The sequence below is a fragment of the Streptomyces sp. NPDC053493 genome (assembly GCF_044544825.1).
Classification (GTDB): domain Bacteria; phylum Actinomycetota; class Actinomycetes; order Streptomycetales; family Streptomycetaceae; genus Streptomyces.
In genome coordinates this window covers 518960-533070 of sequence record NZ_JBITXS010000004.1, presented here as the reverse complement: position 1 = coordinate 533070, position 14111 = coordinate 518960, and the positions used below count along the sequence as shown (strand labels likewise).

Genomic DNA, 14111 nt, shown 5'->3' with positions numbered 1-14111 from the left:
CACCACCATTCATTCTCGGGGGGAAACCATGCTGCTCGTCACCGGAGTCTCCGGCGCACTCGGTTCGCTCGTCGCCGAGCGCCTCGCCGGCCGCGACGACGTCGTCCTCGGCACCCGCGCCGGACTGCCCGGCACCCGGCTCGTCGACTTCGACGACCCGTCGACCCTGCCGGACGCCTTCGCCGGGATCGACACGCTGCTGCTGATATCGGCCGGTTACGGGGAGGACGACGTCGTCGTGGCCCGTCACGAGGCCGCGATCTCCGCCGCCGAGCGGGCCGGTGTCGGGCACATCGTCTACACCAGCCTCTCCGGCGACGGCGACCACCTCACGTACGCCCTCGCCCACCGCTGGACCGAGCGGCGCCTGAAGCGCTCCGGCTCGAGCACGAACTGGACGATCCTGCGCAACGGCCTCTACGCCGAGCTCCTGACCTGGATCGCCTCGCCCGACGCCGACCACCGCATCACCGGGCCGCTCGGCGACGGCACGATCGCCGTCGTCGCCCGCGCCGACCTGGCCGATGTCGCCGTCTCCGTCGCGACCGACCCGGCGCCGCACGCGGGCCGCGTCTACGAGCTCGTCGGCGAGCGTCCACTGGGCGGCGCCGACCTGGCGGCGGCGCTGGGCGCCACGTACGCGCCGACGACGCTCGCGGAGGCCCGTACCGCGATCGCCGCGTCCGGGGCGCAGGCCTTCCAGGTGCCGATGCTGGCGAGCACGTACTCGGCGATCGCGCACGGCTTCCTGGACGGCTCCGGGGTGGCGAAGAGCGATCTGCGCGAACTGCTGGGCGGGCGGGAGCCGCGGGACCCGCTGGAGGTGTTCGTAGCGGCCGTACGGGAGTCCGCCGGGGAGTCCGTACGGGAGCAGTCGGTACGGGAAGGGTAGGGCCAGGCCTACCTGCCGGACGCCCGCTGGTGGTCGTGATCGGGGCGGGCGGAAACGGTTCGCTTGAGGCATGACCTCGAAGAACCCCACCTCGCCCGGCACGACCGCCACCGGCACGGCCTCCACCGGTGCGCACACCGTCGCCGTACGGCTCCGTGACCTGCGCCGGCACCACCGCAACGTGCGCGCCCTCGACGGCGTCGACCTCGACTTCCCCACCGGGACGTTCACCGCCGTCATGGGCCCTTCCGGGTCCGGGAAGTCCACGCTGCTGCGGTGCGCGGCCGGGCTCGACCGGCCGACGGCCGGCAGCGTGGAGATCGACGGCATCGCGCTGGCGGGTCTGAGCGAGCGGCGGCTGACCCTGCTGCGGCGGGACCGGATCGGCTTCGTCTTCCAGGCCTTCAATCTGCTCCCGTCGCTCACCGCCGCCCAGAACGTGGCCCTCCCGCTCCGGCTCGCCGGCCGCCGCCCTTCCCGTACGCAGGTGCGGGACGCGCTCGCCCGGGTCGGCCTCGCGGGCCGCGAACGGCACCGGCCGGGCGAACTGTCCGGCGGGCAGCAGCAGCGGGTCGCCCTCGCCCGCGCGCTCATCACCCGGCCCGCGGTGCTCTTCGGCGACGAACCGACCGGCGCGCTCGACTCCACCACCGGCCGCGAGGTCCTGGACATGCTGCGCGCCCTCGTCGACGACGACGGGCAGACGGTCGTCATGGTGACCCACGACCCGGTGGCGGCGGCCCGGGCCGACCGGGTGGTGTTCCTGGCCGACGGGCGGGTGCGCGGCGAGCTGACCGCGCCGACCGCGGAGGCGGTCGCCGCCCGGATGGCAGGCCTCGAGGCCCTCGATGCTCCGGACACCCTCGCGCCCGCCACGCCCGCCACGCCTGTCTCGCCCGCTGCGCCTGTCTCGCCCGCTGCGCCCGTCGCGTCCGCCGTGTCCGTCTCGCCCGTGGCCGGTGTCGCGTGCTGACCGTCGTCGTCGCCGGGCTGCGGGCCCGCTGGGCCTCCTTCCTCGGCGGTTTCACCGCGCTCGCGCTGGGCGTCGGGCTCGTCGCCGTCATGGGGCTCGGGCTGTCCGCCACCCTGGGCGCGCCCGAGCGCGCGCCGGTGCGATTCGCGTCCGCGCCCGTCGTCGTGCAGGGTCAGGACCGGCTCGCGGTGGAGGTGCGGCGCGGGCCGGAGAAGGTGGTCGTGACCGCTCCGCTCGACCGTCCACAGCCTGTGGACGACGAACTCCTGCGCGAACTGCGCGCCCGCTGGACCACCGTCACGGACAAAGCCGCTGGAACAGCCGGAGCCGGTGGCGCGGCTGGAGCAGCCGGAGCCGGTGGCGCAACGCCCGCCGGCCCCGACGCCGTCGGCGTCGACGGCCCGGCCGCCGAGGTCCGGGCCCTGGTCGGTGACCGGGCCCGGGTGCTCACCGGCGCCGAGCGGCGGGCCGCGGACCCGGAGGCCGCCCGCGACGACCAGGCCCTCGTCACCCTCAACGCCCTGCTCGGCACCGCCGGCGGCGTCACCGCCTTCGTCTCCGTCTTCGTCGTCGCCTCCACCTTCGCCTTCGCCGTGGCCCTGCGCCGGCGCGAGTACGGGCTGCTGCGCACCGCCGGCGCCACTCCCGGCCAGGTACGGCGGATGCTGCTGGCCGAGGCGGCGGGCGTCGGCGTCCTCGCCTCCGCCGCCGGCTGCCTGCTCGGCGCGTGGGGCGCGCCCCGGCTGGCCCGGGCGCTGGTGGACGGCGGGGTGGCACCGCCCTGGTTCACGATCGAGGCGGGCGGGGCGGCCGGGGGCGGGGCCGGCGCGGTGCCGTGGCCGTACCACGCCGCCTTCTGGACCGGCGTGACCGTTGCCCTCGTGGGCGCGGCCGCCGCCTCACGGCGCGCCGGGCGGGTCGGCCCGACGGCAGCCCTGCAGGAGGCGGACGTCGACACCGACGTCCTGCCCCGCGGCCGGGCCCTGTGCGGCGCGGCCCTGCTGCTCGGGGGCCTGAGCCTGCTGGTGTGGACGTACGCGACCGAGCCGGCCGAACTGCTCAAACGCAAGACGTACACGACCCAGCCCATGCTCCTGATCAGCGGCATCGCGCTGCTCGCCCCGCTCCTCGTGCGGCCGGCGGCCCGGGCGGTGCGGCTGCCCGGGGCGACCGGGATGCTCGTGCGCGCGAACGCGGCGGCCGCCGTACGCCGTACCGCCGCCGTCGCCGCGCCCGTCCTCGTGACGGTCGCCCTCGCGGGCACGCTCCTCGGCTCGGCGGCGACGGTGACGGCCGCGAAGGCGGCGGAGGCGCGGCAGCAGACGACCGCGGCGTACGTGACGACGGGCGGCGGCGGGCGGAGCCTGCCCCGGGCCGCCGGAGCCACGGGCGCGACCTCCGTGTTCGTACGGGACGGGGCCGAGGCCCTGGTCAAGTACGGCGCCCGCGCCGTGGCCGACCCCGTCGTCTGGGCCTCGCACGCCCGCCTGCCGGTCGTCGCGGGCGACCCGCGCGACCTCGACGACCGTTCGATCGTCGTCAACGAGGAGTTCGAGCGGCGGACGGTCGGCGAGACGGTCGAGGTCTGGCTCGCGGACGGCCGCGGCCCGGTCCAGCTGCGGATCGCCGCCGTCCTCGCCCCGGGCACCGGCTCCAACGGGCCCTACGTGACCTGGGCGAACGCCCCGGGCGCAACCGTGGACCGGATCGACACGGACCGCCGCCCGACCACGGCACCCGGCGACGGCCAGGCCCCGCCCGCCGCGACCGGCCGAACGACCGCCACCGCGACCGCGACCGCCCGAACCGTCGCGACCGCCCCGGCCGGCGCCGCCTCGCCGGGCGCCCCGCCCGCCCCCACCGCCGCAACCGTCCGGACCGTCGACGAATGGGCCGCGGCCACCCACCCGGCCACCACTCCGCAGACCCGGCTCGGCCTGCTCCTGGTCCTCGGCATCGCGCTCGTCTACACGGTGATCGCGCTCGCCAACACCCAGCTCATGGCCACCTCGGTCCGCGGCCCGGAACTGACCGCACTCCGCCTCGCGGGCGCCACCCGCGCCCAGGTGCTGCGGGTCGTCGCGGGCGAGGCGCTCCTCGCGGTCGCGGTCGGCGCCGTCCTCGGGCTCGCCGTCACGGCCGTCTGCCTCGGCGGCCTGGGCGCCGCGCTCGCGGCCCTCTCCGCGCCGGTCGCCCTGACCGTTCCCTGGACCACGATCGGCGCGGCGACGGCGGTGTGCGCGGGCGTCGCGACCGCGGCCGCCGTCCTCCCCGCGTGGCGGCTGGGCCGCTGAGGGGTGAGGCTGGGAAGTCGGGACGGGACAGGGACCGGGGTCGGAGCCGGGTCCCCGTCCCGGCCCGCCTCCGTGGCCGTCACCGGCTCCCGCCTCCGTCTGCATCGCCGCCTTCCGCCGCCGTCTCAGGCGCTGGCCGCCCGTCACTGTCAGTGGCGAGAGCTAGCTTTGCCTCATCCGGTGGAACACAAGGGGGAACCGGGATGCATCTGCACCTGAGGGCCGCGGCCGAGCGGGACATACAGGACGACCATGCGTGGCTCAGCGCGTTCATGGGCGCGTCCTGGGACCACATCGAGATCGAGCACGCGGCGGGTGTCGCCGACGCCGTCGAGAAGGACTTCTCCACGCTCCACGGGCTCTACGGGACGAGTCCCGACACGGACGCCGGCCTGCCGGTCCTCGGCGGCCGTCAGCCGGCCGGCGCGCCCGCGGACCGGTATCCGGACCCGCCGCTGATGCTGCTCGCGCCGGACGAGGTGGGCCGGGCGGCCGCGTTCCTCGCGGGCGCGTCGTTCGACGGCCTGTGGTCCCGTGCGGGCGCCGGGATCCACCGCTCGTTCGGCCCCGACTGGCCGGAGGAACAGGTGCGGAAGATATTCGAGGACCACCACGAGAGCCTGTCGGCGTTCTACGCGAGAGCCGCCGCCGCGGGCCACACGGTGATCAAGGCCGGCTGGTTCTAGACCGCCCCGCCTGCTCCGCCCGCCCGGCCCGGCACGCCGAGTCCCGCACACCCCGTCCCGGGCATACCCGGACCCGGTTCAAGCCCCGGCTCGCGGCCGGCCCACGCTCCAGGCCACGGGCCGGCTCACGGCCGTCTCCGCGCCCGTCACGCCGCCTGCCACGCGTCCGTCCCGCAGCCGGTCTCCCAGTGCCACCAGCCGTCCTCCGTGCCCCGGTCGAGCAGCGCCTTGATCTCGGTCATGGGCGCGTCGGCCGGGACGGTGAGGGCCACCAGCGGGAACTCCTCGCTGAACGACTCGCCGCCGAGACCGTACGGCGCGAGCCGTTCGTGGACGGCCCGGGCGCTCGGCCCGAGCGGGCCGGAGCGGACGGGCAGGACGCGGATCGTGACGTTGCCGGAGGCGTTGGTCCGTCCGGTGGCCCAGTGCAGGCCCTCGGCGTCCGTGCGGTAGCGCACGACGTCGCCTTCGGCCACGCCGTCCTGGAGGAAGGGCACGTTGGCCACCCGGGCCGTGTCCGAGCCCACGGGCTCGGCCCACAGGCCCTCCGTGTCCTGCGGGAGCCAGCCCTCGCGGGGGACGAAGCGGAACCAGATCTTGATGCGCTCGGGCACGGTCTCCATCACCCGGCGAGGGTAGCCTCCGGCGGCTACGGCAGCAGCACGAGCTTGCCCCGCACGTGGCCCGCCTCGCTCAGCTCCTGCGCGCGGGCGGCCTCCTTCAGCGGGAGCGTCTCCGCGATGTCGAGCCGGAGGCGGCCCTCCACCGCCAGCCGGGCGTGCTCCTCGAGCCCGCGGCGGGCGGCGGCCGGCTCCACGGTGACGCCGGAGAAGACGACGCCGTGGTCGGCCGCGTCGGGCGCGGCGATGGTGACGACGCGGGAGGTGTCGCCGCCCAGCAGCTCGATCGAGACCGGCAGGGTGTCGCGGCCGGCCGCGTCGAAGACCGCGTCGACGCCCTGCGGCGCCGCCGCGCGGACCCGGTCGCCGAGCCCCTCGCCGTACGTCACGGGAGTGACGCCCAGCTCGCGCAGGAAGGCGTGGTTGCGTTCCGAGGCCGTGCCGATCACGGTCACGCCCGCCGCCACGGCCAGCTGCGCGGCCACGGCGCCGACGGCGCCCGCGGCGCCGTGCAGGAGCAGGGTCTCGCCGGCGCGGACGCCGAGCAGGTCGAGGACCCGCTGCGCGGTCTCGCCGGCGACCGGGATGCTCGCGGCCCGCTCCCAGGAGAGGCCGGCGGGCTTGGCGGCGACGACGCCGGCGATGGCGTACTCGGCGTAGGAACCGGTCTTCGTCCAGCCGAACACCTCGTCGCCGACAGCGAGTTCGGTCACGCCCTCGCCGAGCGCGTCGACCGTGCCCGCGAACTCCAGGCCTGGGACGGCGGGGAAGGTCGTCGGGTAGAACTCCTCGACCCAGCCGTTGCGGCGCTTCCAGTCCACCGGGTTGACGCCGACGGCCGCCACCTTGACGCGCACCTCGCCGGCACCGGGCTCCGGGACCTCGACGCCCGACTCGTGGCGCAGCACCTCGGGGCCGCCGAACTCCTCGTACACGATCGCTTCCATGATTCCCCGTCTCCAAGTCCCTTGATCCGTGACCCGTAACCCCTGGCCCGTGATCCGTGATCCGTCGTTATGGATCAAGCTTCGGTCCCGCGGCACCGTCTCCCGGCCAGCCGAACGGACAGTCCCACCTGACCGAAAGGACGGCCGAACGGCCGACGTCCCGCCTAACCTGTCCTCATGGAACTCACCGCGACCGGCGCGCTGTTGGCCGCCTACGACGTCATCCGCCAGCCGCTGGGCGCGATCCTGCCCCGCCTCTCCGAGGTCCTGAACCCGCTGATCCCGCACCACACCGCCGCCGAGCTGTCCACGCACTGCGCGCACTCGCCGTTCAAGCGGACCGGCGATCCCGGACTGCTGGTCACCGCCACCGAACTCGCCCCGCTGCTCGCCGGCGGCACGCCCGGCCGGCCCCGGCAGGGCCGCGCGACGGTCGGCGGCGCGGAGCGCGAAGTGGTGTTGATACGGAGTGACGCCACGCCCCGCGGTTCGGTCCTGGTCCTCGTACGGGAGGACGGCGCCGCACCGGTCGGTGAGCCCGAACTGGCCCTGGCGCAGGCCCTGTGGGACCTGGTGACCAGCCACTTCGACCGGTTCGCGAGCGAGGCGCTGCCGGGCGCGCTGGCGCGTTCGCGGGCGGCGGCCGACACCCGGGCGCGGGTGACCGCCGAGCTGAACACCGCGCACGCCGCCGCGCTGTCCGGTGTCCTCGGCGTGCTGCGCAGCCGTTCGCTCGACGACGCGGCCGCCCGCGCGACCGCGACCGATCTCGCGGTGTCGGCGCTGATCGAGCTGCGGGCCGAGTCGCAGCACGACCGGTCGGTCGCCGAGGAGGAGGCCTTCGAAGCCTTCGCGCGGCTCGCGGACGGGCTGCGCCCGATGCTGCGGCACAGCCCCGTACGCCTCGAACTCGGGCCGCCGGACGGCCCCGACGCCACGCGCACGCTGCCGGCCGACGTCGCCCACGGCGTCCGGGCGATCGTCCGCGCGCTGCTGCTGGTGGTCCTGGAGCAGGAGTCGGTCTCCCGCGTCCACGTCGGCTGGTCGCTGACCGAACACGAGCTGCGCGCCGCCGTCCGGGACGACGGCCCCGGACTCCTGGATCCCTGCCCGCTGGGCGCGGGCAGCATCACCGACCGGCTGGGCGTCCTGGGCGGGCGCCTCGACGTCGACGCGGTCCCGGGCTGGGGCACGACGATCACCGCCACCGTGCCGCTGGCCATGCCCGAGGCCCCGGTCGCCGCGCTGAACCCGCTGAGCGGCCTCGGCGAACGCGAGATCGAGGTCCTCACCCACCTGGCCCTCGGGCACCGCAACCGGCAGATCGCCGCGGAGCTCCACATCAGCGAGTCCACGGTGAAGTTCCACGTCGCCAACATCCTGAACAAGCTCGGCGTGGGCTCCCGGGGCGAGGCGGCGGCACTTTTCCACAAGGCCGCGTGAGGCGCCGGGCCGTTGTCAGTGGCGGGTGCCAGACTCGCACCCGTGAACGAAAGGCCCGCCGAAAGGCCGGACGACAGGCCCGTGGGCGGACGGCCCGGAAGCGAAAGTCCCGCGCCGCACAAGCCCGCGTCCGACAGGCCCGCGCCCCACAGGGTCGCGTCCGACAGGCCCGGCAGCGAAAGTCCCGCGCCCGCCCAGCCCGGCAGCGACGAGCCCGCGCCCCACAGGGCCGCGCCCGCCCAGCCCGGCAGCGACAGGCCCAGGGGCGAGCGATGGGCCCTCGCGCCCGAGCCGGACGGGGACGGGGCTCTGCTCGTCCCGCTCGGGCCCGACGGGCTGCCCGCCGGTGAGGTGCGGCGCGAGCCGGACCTCGTCGCGGCCGTCCGCGCCCGCCCGCAGGCCGCGCGATGGGTCTGGCGCAGCACGGCCGAGGTGTATCCGCGGCTGCTCGCCGCCGGAGTGCGGGTCGAGCGGTGTTACGACGTGGAGGCGGCCGAGCAGCTCCTCCTCGGCCACGAGGGCCGGCTCGGCGAGCCGCGGTCGGCCGCCGCGGCCTGGGCCCGGATGCACCACGCGCCCGTGCCGCCCGACCCACCGCTGCGCGCCGCCGGGCCCACCACGCAGGACTCGCTCTTCGAACCGGCGGCCGCCACCGCCGCGCTTCCCTTCGCCGCGCTCCTGGAGGTCTACGCCGAGCAGCAGCGGCGCCACGACCGGGCCGAACACCCGGGCCGGATGCGGCTGCTGACCGCCGCCGAGTCGGCGGGCATGCTGGTGGCCGCCGAGATGCACCGGGCCGGCCTGCCCTGGCGGGCCGACGTGCACCGGGAGGTGCTGCACGGGCTGCTCGGCGAGCGGTACGCGGGCGGCGGCGAGCCGCGCCGCTTGGCGGAGCTGGCGGACGACGTGTCCGCGGCGTTCGGCCGCCGGGTGCGTCCCGACCTGCCCGCGGACGTGGTCAGGGCCTTCGCCCAGGCCGGGATCCGGGTGCGGTCGACCCGGCGCTGGGAGCTGGAGGGCATCGACCATCCGGCGGTCGCGCCGCTCCTCGCGTACAAGACGCTGTACCGGATCTGGACCGCGCACGGCTGGTCCTGGCTGGCCGACTGGGTGCGCGACGGCCGCTTCCGGCCCGAGTATCTGCCGGGCGGCACGGTCTCCGGCCGCTGGACCACCAACGGCGGCGGAGCGCTGCAGATCCCGAAGGTCATCCGGCAGGCGGTGGTCGCCGACGAGGGCTGGCGGCTGGTCGTGGCCGACGCCGACCAGATGGAGCCGCGCGTGCTCGCCGCGATCTCCCGCGACCCGGGCCTGATGGAGGTCGCCGGGCATCCCGACGACCTCTACACCCGGCTCTCCGACCGGGCCTTCTCCGGCGACCGCGACCACGCCAAGCTGGCGCTGCTCGGCGCGATCTACGGGCAGACCAGCGGCGACGGCCTGAAGAACCTGGCGGCGCTGCGCCGCCGCTTCCCGCGCGCGGTGGCGTACGTGGACGACGCGGCGCGCGCCGGTGAGGAGGGCCGGCTCGTACGGACCTGGCTCGGCCGCACCAGCCCGCGGGCGGCGGGCGGGGACGAGGACGGCGAGGCGGGCCTGCCGCAGGGCGGCGGGACGCGGGAGGACGGCTCCGGCGGCGCGGACGGCGCCGATCAGTACGTGCCCGGCTACGCGTCGACCGACGCCCGGGCGCGCGGCCGCTTCACCCGTAACTTCGTCGTCCAGGGCAGCGGTGCCGACTGGGCGCTGCTGATGCTGGCGGCGCTGCGGCGCGCCACCGCCGGGATGCGGGCCGAGCTGGTGTTCTTCCAGCACGACGAGGTGATCGTGCACTGTCCGGCGGAGGAGGCGGAGGCGGTCACGGAGGCGATCCGGGCGGCGGGCGACGAGGCGGGCCGGATCGCGTTCGGGGACACTCCGGTGCGGTTCCCGTTCACGACGGCGACGGTCGAGCGCTACTCCGACGCGAAGTGAGGTCAGAGGGCCGGGAAGAGGGAGGAAGAGAGAGGCGACGGGTGACGGTCCGGGTCCCCGCCGGGACCCGGACCGTCGCTCAAGGGCGCCCTCTCACGGCGCTGCTCGTCCCTTCGCGCTCTCCGTCCCTTCGCGCTCTTCGTCTCTTCGCGCTCTTCGTCTCTTCGCGCGCTACTTCCCGGTCAGCGCGCGCCACTTCGGGCTGAGGGCGATCGCCTTCAGCTGCTCCGTGGTCAGCGCCGGCTCGGCGCGGGTGGCCGCCTCGTGCTGCGTACCGGCGTTGAAGGCGGAGACGACGACCCGGAACCCGTCGGCGGCCAGGGTGTCGGCGCTCCACCAGACGACGCCCTGGCCGCCCTTCTCGCCGGGCTGCTTCGTCAGCTTCACGCGCGTGTCGTCGGGCATGACCTCGACGTCGCTGCCGGTGAAGAGCTCGCCGCGGATGTCGTCCATGTTCGGCTGGACGTTGATCTGGACGAGGCTGCGGCCCTTGCCGTCGTCGACGACCAGGTAGCCGTAGTCGCTCTGGCCGCCCTTGTCGACGACCTTGAGGCCCTGGCCCTTGGGCAGCAGCGAGCGCAGCGTCGCCTGGAGTTCGGCGGCGCTCGGCCCCGGCGGCGGCGCGACGTGGGAGGCGCCGGGCTTCAGCTGCACCGGCACGGGGAGCTTCTTGAACAGCGGGCGCCAGCCCTCCGCCGTGACCAGGGCCTTGAGCTGCGCCGGGTCGAAGGGCGGGTTCTCGCGGCTGATCTCGGCGTCCTTCTCGGCCGCCGCGTTGTACTCGCTCGCGTCGACGACGAAGCCGTCCTTGGTGAGCAGCACCGCGCGCCAGTTCTTGGTCTCGACGCGCTTGTCCGGGTACTCGTAGCCCTGGAGGACCATGAGGCGTCCGCCGCCCGGCAGCCGCTCGCTGGTGCAGTCGTCGTAGGGCACGGCCACCTTGTCGGGGCAGGTCACCTGGCCGACGCCCGACTCCTGGGTGTTGCCGGCGCGGTAGAGGCCGACGGAGACGCCGGCCTTGCCCTTGCCGTCGTCGTAGACGCCCGTGACGGCCTGGCCGACACCGTCCGCGCCGTCGATCTGCCAGGTGCCGGCGGGGGTGTTGGCCTTGAGGACGGCGGCGAGCTCGGCCACGGGGATCCGGGCCTCCTCCGGGGCCCCTTCCTTGGGGTTCCGGCCGCTCTGCCCGCTCTGGGCGCTCTGGCCGCCGCCGGACGGCTTGGGGCCCGCGACCGAGACCTGCTCCACGCCGCCGCCGGCGCCGAGCAGGGACCCGCCGTAGACGCCGCCGACGCCGATCGCGGCGAGGGCGAGCGCGCCGCCGACGGTGGCGACGCGGCGGCGCAGGAGCCTGCGGCGGCCGCGGGTGAGGCCGCCGGTGACGAGCTCACGGCGGTCGTCGGCCGCGAAGCCCTGGCCGGTGCGGCGCAGCACCGCGCCCAGTTCCTCCTCGAATCGTCCGTTCGTCGCTTCGTGCTCTTCGTGCTGAGGCATGGCGGAATCCCGTCTCCGGTCAGGTCGAAAAGAAAAGATCAAGGGTGCCGAGGGAGTGTGCGGCCGGTGCCGTGCGCGGCCCGTCAGCGCAGGGCGAACTCGGCGATGCTGCCGCCGAGGCCCGTCCGCAGCTTCGCGAGGGCCCGGGTCGAGCGGGTGCGGACGGCCGCGGAGCTGACGTGCAGCGCGGCCGCGGTCTCCTCGATGCTGCGGTCCTCCCAGTAGCGCAGCACCACCACCGCCCGGTCCTTGGGCGCGAGACCGGCGAGGGCGTCGAGCAGGGCGATGCGCAGGGCCGGGTCCTCGCCGTTCTCGGGCGCCCGGTCCGGCAGCTCGCCGAGGGGGCGCTCGGTGGCCGAGCGGCGCCTCTGCTGGCTGAGGAAGGTCCGTACGAGGACGGTCTGTGCGTAGCCCGCGGGGTTGCCGATCCGCGCGACCCGGCCCCACAGGGCGTACATCCGGCCGAGGGTCTCCTGCACGAGGTCTTCGGCGAGATGCGTGTCTCCGCTGGTCAGCAGGCATGCCGAGCGGAACAGATGGCCCGAGCGGGCCGTGGCGAACTCCAGGAACTCGTCCGCGCGGGACGTTCTCATGTCCCTCCCCTCCGTCGCGTCGCGCTTACACCTCACTGACGCGATGGCCCCGGAGAAATGTTTCAGACCGTTTTCCGGGTACCGGAGCAGTGCGCGCGAGACAGTCGGAGACAGGAGGCACATTCCGGTCGAAACGGGGTAATGCTGGAGTATGAACACTTTCCTCGTGGATTCGGCCCAGGTCACCACGGCGGCCGGTGTCTGGCAGTCGGGCCTGGCCCAGGTGCTGGGCGGACTGATCGTCGTCGCCGTGCTCATCGGCGCGTTCGCTCTCGGGATCAGGGTCAAGAACAAGGAGCTCCCGCCACCGGACCCGAAGTCCCAGCCGCATCGCCCGGAGGACGGCGGACTGCCCGGAGAGACGTCGGAGTACCGCCGGCCGGCGGAGATGCCGCAGACCGACGGTGAGCACCGGCTCATGCCGTACCAGCTGAAGGACGGCGGCGAGACCCAGCCGGACCCGCCGAGCGAGGAGAAGCGCAAGTGGGGCGGCATCTCCAGCGGCGGCTTCGGCAGCGGTGGTCCGGGCCACGGCGACTGAACCGGTGGAGGCGCACACCGCCCCGCCGACGGCGGAGGCGGTCGCGCACCGCCTGCTCGGCTCGTCCGCCGAGGCGGACGAGGCCGTGCGGGCGGTGACGCATGTCGTCACCGGAACGGCCCCGGGCGCGGGCACGGCTCCGGCTGCTGCTCCGGCCCGGTCCGCGGCCACGGGCTCAGGCGACTCAGCCCCGGCCTCGGGCGACTCGGCCGACGACCTGCTTGCCGTCGCCCGCTTCTGCCTGGACCGGTTGCGCTCGCGCGAGGCGATGCGCCCGGCGCCGCGCGATCCCTGGGACCAGTGGCCGGAGCGCGGCACGGACGGGACCGGCCAGGACGTCCTCGACACGCTGACGCCCTCCGAACGGGTCGCGTTCGTCCTGCACGAGGACTTCTCCCTGCCGTACGAGGAGATCGCCCCGCTCGTCGACCGCACGCCCACCGCCGCCCGCCGTCTGGTCGCCCGCGCCCGCCGCCGGGTCGAGGGCACGGAGGAGATGCCGGAACCGGATCTGCCGCGCCAGCGCGAGGTGGTCCTGGCCTTCCTGGCCGCCGCCCGCGCCGGCGGCACCGAGGCGCTGCTGGCGCTGCTCGACCCGGACGTGGTGCTGCGCGCCGACGCCGAGGCCGTACGCAACGGGGCGGCGCCCGCGCACGGCGCGCCGGCCGTGGCGCACCGCGTGGCGGGCCGCGCGCAGGAGGCCCGCCCGGCGCTCGTGGACGGCGCGACCGGCCTGATGTGGACCACGCCGGAGGGCGAACCGAAGGCCGTCCTGCGCTTCACCGTCCTGGAGGGCCACGTCACGGCGATCGACGCCCTCGCCGACCGCTCCCACCTGGACCGCCTGGACCTGCGCCCGACGGAGTCCTAGGCAAGCGGAGTCCTAAGCGGGCGGAGTCCTAGACGGTCGGAGTCCTAGGCGGGCGGGCCGCCGGCCACTCGCCCGGCCCGCTCCGCGATGTGCGCGGGCGGCTCGATCCCGGCGGGCAGGAGCGGATCGGCGACCGGCTCCCCGAACCGCGTGACCAGCGGCAGCACGCCGGCCCACACACCGAGCTCCGCGTCCGGCCCGTCCCCGTCGTCCGGCGGCCCGCTCGCGATCTTCACCGACGCCTCGGTCAGCTCCAGCGACACCAGCGCGGTCGCCGCGAGCTCCTTGCGGCTCGGCCGGCGCACGTACTCCCACTGCCCCGGCGCGGACTGCTCCGTGAGCGCCCGCAGGCCCCGCAGCTTCTCGTCCGGATCGGTCACCAGCCGCGGTACGCCGTAGATCATCGCGCTGCGGTAGTTCACCCCGTGCTCGAACACCGACCGCGCCAGCACGAGCCCGTCGACATGCGTCACGCTCACGCACACCACCCCGTCGGGCGCCTGCACCAGACTCCGGCTCGCGACGGACCCGTGCACGTATATCCGGTCGCCCTCGACCCCGTACACGGTCGGCACCACCATCGGCGCCCCGTCCACGACCACGCCCAGATGACACAGGAACCCGGCCGCCAGCACGGCGTCCAGATCCGCCCGCCGATGGCTCCCCTTCTCCTTCATCCGCCGCAACCGCGTCCGCTCCGTCACCCGAAGCTCCTCACCCACGCCGCTCCCCTCCCTCTCCTAGCCTGCGCAAACCAAAGAACCCCAGCTCAGACACGGTCTG

Annotated in this window: 13 protein-coding genes; 8 read left to right on the top strand and 5 right to left on the bottom strand. The window is 75.3% G+C overall.

Going from position 1 to position 14111, the window contains the following annotated elements:
* The first annotated feature begins 28 nt into the window (after nt 1-28).
* From ACIGO8_RS15790 to ACIGO8_RS15775, 4 genes are all read left to right on the top strand, one after another.
* Nucleotides 29-892: an NAD(P)H-binding protein gene (locus ACIGO8_RS15790; protein WP_399729797.1), complete on the top strand. Its 864-nt coding sequence runs from the start codon at nt 29-31 to the stop codon at nt 890-892.
* A 70-nt stretch (nt 893-962) separates the two neighbouring features.
* Nucleotides 963-1865, top strand: coding sequence for an ABC transporter ATP-binding protein (locus tag ACIGO8_RS15785; RefSeq protein ID WP_399729794.1), 903 nt, complete (start codon nt 963-965; stop codon nt 1863-1865).
* On the top strand, nt 1859-4159 hold the full coding sequence (locus tag ACIGO8_RS15780; protein ID WP_399729791.1) for an FtsX-like permease family protein: 2301 nt from the start codon (nt 1859-1861) through the stop codon (nt 4157-4159). The genes ACIGO8_RS15785 and ACIGO8_RS15780 overlap by 7 nt, the downstream gene beginning before the upstream one ends.
* Before the next feature lie 203 nt (nt 4160-4362).
* Nucleotides 4363-4845 (top strand): DUF1877 family protein, encoded by a 483-nt coding sequence (locus tag ACIGO8_RS15775; protein WP_399729789.1) that lies wholly within the window; start codon nt 4363-4365, stop codon nt 4843-4845.
* Nucleotides 4846-4991: 146 nt separating this feature from the next.
* On the opposite strand, the gene ACIGO8_RS15770 is transcribed toward ACIGO8_RS15775, so the two are convergent.
* Together ACIGO8_RS15770 and ACIGO8_RS15765 are read right to left on the bottom strand one after the other, a co-directional pair.
* Nucleotides 4992-5468: a DUF4265 domain-containing protein gene (locus ACIGO8_RS15770; RefSeq protein ID WP_399730101.1), complete on the bottom strand. Its 477-nt coding sequence runs from the start codon at nt 5466-5468 to the stop codon at nt 4992-4994.
* 26 nt (nt 5469-5494) lie between these two features.
* Entirely contained in the window at nt 5495-6412 is a 918-nt protein-coding gene (locus ACIGO8_RS15765; protein WP_399729786.1) for an NADP-dependent oxidoreductase, read from the bottom strand.
* A gap of 177 nt (nt 6413-6589) precedes the next feature.
* On the opposite strand from ACIGO8_RS15765, the gene ACIGO8_RS15760 reads away from it, so the two are divergent.
* A complete protein-coding gene (locus ACIGO8_RS15760; RefSeq protein WP_399729783.1) occupies nt 6590-7855 on the top strand; it encodes a LuxR C-terminal-related transcriptional regulator in 1266 nt (421 codons plus the stop codon).
* A gap of 309 nt (nt 7856-8164) precedes the next feature.
* The gene (locus tag ACIGO8_RS15755) at nt 8165-9829 is read left to right on the top strand and encodes a bifunctional 3'-5' exonuclease/DNA polymerase (protein WP_399730098.1); all 1665 of its coding nucleotides are present in this window, start codon (nt 8165-8167) and stop codon (nt 9827-9829) included.
* Nucleotides 9830-10000: 171 nt separating this feature from the next.
* Here the strand turns inward: ACIGO8_RS15755 and ACIGO8_RS15750 are convergent, their stop codons facing one another.
* Together ACIGO8_RS15750 and ACIGO8_RS15745 are read right to left on the bottom strand one after the other, a co-directional pair.
* The gene (locus ACIGO8_RS15750; protein WP_399729781.1) at nt 10001-11323 is read right to left on the bottom strand and encodes a hypothetical protein; all 1323 of its coding nucleotides are present in this window, start codon (nt 11321-11323) and stop codon (nt 10001-10003) included.
* Nucleotides 11324-11406: 83 nt separating this feature from the next.
* A complete protein-coding gene (locus ACIGO8_RS15745; RefSeq protein WP_399729778.1) occupies nt 11407-11916 on the bottom strand; it encodes a SigE family RNA polymerase sigma factor in 510 nt (169 codons plus the stop codon).
* 151 nt (nt 11917-12067) lie between these two features.
* Here ACIGO8_RS15745 and ACIGO8_RS15740 point away from each other — a divergent pair, with 151 nt between their 5' ends.
* Nucleotides 12068-12457, top strand: a complete 390-nt coding sequence (locus tag ACIGO8_RS15740; RefSeq protein WP_399729775.1) for a DUF6479 family protein — start codon at nt 12068-12070, stop codon at nt 12455-12457.
* Between the two features lie 4 nt (nt 12458-12461).
* Nucleotides 12462-13328, top strand: a complete 867-nt coding sequence (locus ACIGO8_RS15735; RefSeq protein ID WP_399729772.1) for a sigma factor-like helix-turn-helix DNA-binding protein — start codon at nt 12462-12464, stop codon at nt 13326-13328.
* Nucleotides 13329-13372: 44 nt separating this feature from the next.
* Here ACIGO8_RS15735 and ACIGO8_RS15730 read toward each other — a convergent pair whose 3' ends face one another.
* On the bottom strand, nt 13373-14005 hold the full coding sequence (locus tag ACIGO8_RS15730; protein ID WP_399730095.1) for a pyridoxamine 5'-phosphate oxidase family protein: 633 nt from the start codon (nt 14003-14005) through the stop codon (nt 13373-13375).
* Nucleotides 14006-14111: the final 106 nt, after the last annotated feature.

Bases quoted from the DNA above. Each gene is read 5' to 3' on its own strand.
- ACIGO8_RS15790 (WP_399729797.1), top strand. From the start codon at position 29: ATGCTGCTCGTCACCGGAGTCTCCGGCGCACTCGGTTCGCTCGTCGCC.
- ACIGO8_RS15785 (WP_399729794.1), top strand. From the start codon at position 963: ATGACCTCGAAGAACCCCACCTCGCCCGGCACGACCGCCACCGGCACG.
- ACIGO8_RS15775 (WP_399729789.1), top strand. From the start codon at position 4,363: ATGCATCTGCACCTGAGGGCCGCGGCCGAGCGGGACATACAGGACGAC.
- ACIGO8_RS15770 (WP_399730101.1), bottom strand. From the start codon at position 5,468: ATGGAGACCGTGCCCGAGCGCATCAAGATCTGGTTCCGCTTCGTCCCC.
- ACIGO8_RS15765 (WP_399729786.1), bottom strand. From the start codon at position 6,412: ATGGAAGCGATCGTGTACGAGGAGTTCGGCGGCCCCGAGGTGCTGCGC.
- ACIGO8_RS15760 (WP_399729783.1), top strand. From the start codon at position 6,590: ATGGAACTCACCGCGACCGGCGCGCTGTTGGCCGCCTACGACGTCATC.
- ACIGO8_RS15750 (WP_399729781.1), bottom strand. From the start codon at position 11,323: ATGCCTCAGCACGAAGAGCACGAAGCGACGAACGGACGATTCGAGGAG.
- ACIGO8_RS15745 (WP_399729778.1), bottom strand. From the start codon at position 11,916: ATGAGAACGTCCCGCGCGGACGAGTTCCTGGAGTTCGCCACGGCCCGC.
- ACIGO8_RS15740 (WP_399729775.1), top strand. From the start codon at position 12,068: ATGAACACTTTCCTCGTGGATTCGGCCCAGGTCACCACGGCGGCCGGT.
- ACIGO8_RS15730 (WP_399730095.1), bottom strand. From the start codon at position 14,005: ATGAAGGAGAAGGGGAGCCATCGGCGGGCGGATCTGGACGCCGTGCTG.